Below are 3731 nucleotides of genomic sequence, written 5' to 3'. Positions count from 1 at the left end.
TCCCAATGCTTCTAATTCCTCAATTAAGTTTTCATAATCTAGGTTTTCTAATTGACGATTATTCAGTAGTTTGATCGTTTCTTCTAACCACAGGAAATAATCTTCTTCATACAGTAATTTTAGAGCGGTAATTTGATTAATCATATTTTGTGTCTATTTGTGAAAAATTTAGCGATCGCGCAACAAAAATTTCGATAATTTTTCAGTATATGTCGATAAATTTACAATTTTAACTACCAAATTCTTGTCATATCTAATATAAATCCAGGCAAAACATCTTCACCAGATAATACTTCAGGAGAGTCTAATATTTCCACATCTTTACCAACGCGATAAATTTCTACTTGCCGATTTTTAGGATTAATTAACCAACCTAACTGCATTCCATTTTCCAGATATTCTTTCATTTTTTCTCTAGTTTTAGATAAGCTGTCGGAAGGTGACATTAATTCGATTAAAAAATCAGGGCAAAGAGGTAAAAATTTAGTTCTTTGTTCGGGAGTTAAATTATTCCATTTTTCTATAGGTATCCAGGAAGCATCGGGAGAACGGTTAGAGCCATTTGGGAGTTTAAAACCTGTGGATGAGTCGAAAACTATACCTAGCTTTCTTTGATCATTCCAAATCCAAATTTTAGAAGTTAATGCAGCGTTATAACTTCCAGTTTCTCCTCCCGTCGGCGAGATAATAATTAAATCTCCTTTAGCATTTTTTTCAAATCTTAAATCCGGGTTTTTTTGACATAGTTGAAAAAATTGTTCTTCTGTCATCTCAATTACTGAGTTAAGCTCGATAGTCAAATTTGTCATTTTGGTTATTTATTCCTCAGAGTTAACTACCAAATTATTGTCATATCTAATATAAATCCTGGTAAAATATCCTCTCCAGATAATGTTTGAAGAGAGTCTAATATTTCTACATCTTAACCAAGAAGTTAAGAATATTTATTATAGCCGATTATCCAATTGTTGGAGTTAAAAGTTAAAGATTTTTGTAGTGTGCGTTACATTTCATTAACGCACCACCAACTAACAATATTAATTTAAGGATAGAATTAAATATAGTTTATTTTTTAAATTGGATGATGAATATTATCTTAAGTCCCGAACAAGAAAAATTTATTCAATCCCAAATTACTAAGGGAAGGTATACCAATATTCAACAGGCGATTGATGTGGCGTTAAAACTATTAGAAAAACAAGAACAAGATTATCAACAATGGCTTGATGAAACTCGCGCTCAAGTTAAAGTAGGTTTAGAACAATTAGAAAAGGGTGAAAAAGTTGATGGATAAATTGTTATTGCACAATTAAAGCAAAAATTTCAGCGGTTGCGAGAGGAAAATTTAAGTGAATAAATATAGTTTATCTCAAGCAGCTATTCGCGATCTAGATGAGATTTCTGATTATTTTAGTAACTTTAGTTTAGAAGCAGGCGAACGTTTTATTAAACGCTTTGATGATAAGTGTAAAAACTTAATTAACTTTCCTAAGATGGGGCGAAGTTATGCTCAGATTACGCCTTATTTTAGTGGTATGCCCTTAGATGGTTATATTATTTTTTATCAAGTAACTGAGGTAGAAATAGAAATCGTGAGAATAGTTAGTGGATATCGTAATTTAGAGTCTTTATTTGGAAGTACAGATATTGACAATTAAATGTTGCCAGTGCAGGCATCTTGCCCGCGTGGGTTTACCTTTTAGTTGATTATATGAAATGGGAAAAAATTATGTATGTAACTGATGCTCATATTGATAAAGAAGGAGATGTTAAATAATTACTCTGGTAGCCAATCTTCATCCAATATATGTTCAAGAGAATAAGGGTTAATTTCTGGTAATTGAAGTTCTGATTTAATTTGAGCGCTTTTTCTAGCTTTACTATAAAGATAGTCAAGTCGTTCAGCTAAATGATTCCTTAGAGAGGAATCCCCCCTAACCCCCCTTGGTAAGGGGGGAATGTTTGTTGTGATTTTTAATTCTAATTGAGTCCGAAAAGCAAAAATTTATCCACGCCAATGCCTAGAGTTATTAGCTCTTTCTTCCTCCCAATATTGATAAAGTAGTAAATGTTGAATAATTAAAATAACGAAACTTTGAGCAGCACTTTTTTCACTTCTACCCAAGGCTTCTAATTCCTCAATTAAGTTTTCATAATCTAGGTTTTCTAATTGACGATTATTTAGTAGTTTGATTGTTTTTTCTAACCACAATAAATCATCTACTTCATACAGTAATTTTAGATCGGTAATTTGATTAACCATGTTTTATATCTATTCACAAATTTACGAAATGACCGTTTAAATTTGGGGGTGAAAACAATTTTTCTTATTAATCTTCTGTTAAAGTTGCTTGTAACTCAGTGATAATATTTTCTATAGACTGAGATTGTAATTCTCCTCTATGAAAAGAGGCGATCGCTTCTTTTGCTTCTTGAGCTATTTCCTCTCGACTAGCTTCAATCATTTGATTTTTAACAATTTCTAATAACATTTCTCTTTGTTCGATGGAAAGTTGGTTGACTATTATAAGAGCCTCTTCTAGTGTTTCCATAACCTATACTATCCAGACAACGGACAAGAGCCAAATATAATCGTTCGTGCCGTAGATAGCAGCGCTTACGATGTAGAAAGTAGCGATGAAACTATATTAACAAAATTACGACAACGCTTCCAACAAGTCGAAGACCTACCAGAAACAGAAACTCAGACAGACCTAGCTCTCAATTTACAGTTTACCGAACTTTGGATTGACCGCACTGCTTTTCCCCCTCAAGTGTTAATTTTAATCGCCAATACTTCAGGTCAAAGCTATATTTATAATCCCGCTGAAAATTATCAACTATCTTTTTCTAGTGATACCTACGAAGACAGTCAAACCTGGCTCTTAACCAAGCAATATCAGAGAGTTGAAGGTCGCTTGCCTGTAGCAACTTAAAAGTAATATCATGTCTGGTTCAATAGACCTCTATTTTTTATCTATTATTTTCTCAATATCTATCTTAGTTTTTTTACAAAAAAAAATCAATAATATCTCTCTATAAATATTCACTAGATGAGCATAATTTACAGAATAATTAAGATTTTAATCCTGTTTTTTAAAGAAGTAAAAAAAATATGTTCGCTAATCCTATAATTTTCAGGATAGGTAATGATTAATTGTTAATTATTGAACGCTGACAAAGATTGCTGTACCAAATTTCTAAACAACCAACACTGCTACAAATAAATCTGAAATTTGGCCAAAAAGTCAAATAATTATTGACAAAAACTCAAAATAATGATAGTAGAGTTATGTAGTAGACTAATTTAGATTCTATATTCCTTCTTGCCAGCTCCAGTATTCCCTGTTCCCTTTTCCAAAATTTAAGATATATAGCTTAAATGCTGAATAACTTATAAACTATAGTTAAAATGTCTATAATTAATCTCATTATGAGACACAGTTACTAGATAATATTGGTAAACTAAAATATCCGAATCAAAATTAAACAAACTCTTAAATCAAAAATTATTGAGGATAGGGAGTAAAAAAAGAATATGACCACGAACTACCAAAAAACTGAAGAAAATTCAGAAAAAACAAGATTTAAAGAGCCTATTTCGGTAGATAATCTTGCTGAGAATTTGATGGACGATATGTTCCGTGATATTGACCGAGTATTGGATGGTGGTAGTCGCTTACCGACTCAAGTAGCTAGACCAGAAGTTGTCTCTTTAACGCAAATTAAGA

At 31.7% G+C, this 3731-nt stretch carries 6 protein-coding genes and 2 pseudogenes; 4 read left to right on the top strand and 4 right to left on the bottom strand.

Annotation, left to right across the window (positions count from 1 at the left end):
* Both F6K13_RS23330 and F6K13_RS23325 read right to left on the bottom strand, forming a co-directional pair.
* Nucleotides 1-144, bottom strand: a 144-nt coding sequence (locus tag F6K13_RS23330; RefSeq protein WP_287288541.1) for a DUF29 family protein, incomplete at its 3' end; no start/stop codon positions are given.
* 89 nt (nt 145-233) lie between these two features.
* A complete protein-coding gene (locus F6K13_RS23325; protein WP_124145488.1) occupies nt 234-809 on the bottom strand; it encodes a Uma2 family endonuclease in 576 nt (191 codons plus the stop codon).
* 272 nt (nt 810-1081) lie between these two features.
* Between F6K13_RS23325 and F6K13_RS23320 the strand changes: the two genes are divergently transcribed.
* On the top strand, nt 1082-1294 hold the full coding sequence (locus tag F6K13_RS23320) for a type II toxin-antitoxin system ParD family antitoxin (protein ID WP_240038993.1): 213 nt from the start codon (nt 1082-1084) through the stop codon (nt 1292-1294).
* Between the two features lie 55 nt (nt 1295-1349).
* Nucleotides 1350-1658, top strand: a complete 309-nt coding sequence (locus F6K13_RS23315) for a type II toxin-antitoxin system RelE/ParE family toxin (RefSeq protein WP_124145489.1) — start codon at nt 1350-1352, stop codon at nt 1656-1658.
* A gap of 119 nt (nt 1659-1777) precedes the next feature.
* Here F6K13_RS23315 and F6K13_RS23310 read toward each other — a convergent pair.
* Nucleotides 1778-2263: pseudogene (locus F6K13_RS23310) on the bottom strand (DUF29 domain-containing protein).
* Nucleotides 2264-2330: 67 nt separating this feature from the next.
* Entirely contained in the window at nt 2331-2552 is a 222-nt protein-coding gene (locus F6K13_RS23305) for a hypothetical protein (protein WP_124145490.1), read from the bottom strand.
* A gap of 222 nt (nt 2553-2774) precedes the next feature.
* On the opposite strand from F6K13_RS23305, the gene F6K13_RS23300 reads away from it, so the two are divergent.
* Together F6K13_RS23300 and F6K13_RS23295 are read left to right on the top strand one after the other, a co-directional pair.
* A complete protein-coding gene (locus F6K13_RS23300; RefSeq protein ID WP_240038994.1) occupies nt 2775-2936 on the top strand; it encodes a hypothetical protein in 162 nt (53 codons plus the stop codon).
* A 602-nt stretch (nt 2937-3538) separates the two neighbouring features.
* A pseudogene (locus tag F6K13_RS23295) lies at nt 3539-3731 on the top strand (hypothetical protein); the annotation flags it as partial.

This window comes from Okeania sp. SIO2B9, from assembly GCF_010672505.1.
Taxonomy (GTDB): domain Bacteria; phylum Cyanobacteriota; class Cyanobacteriia; order Cyanobacteriales; family Microcoleaceae; genus Okeania; species Okeania hirsuta.
The sequence above is the reverse complement of the archived record's forward strand: the minus strand, read 5'-3'. Positions and strand labels throughout refer to the sequence as shown.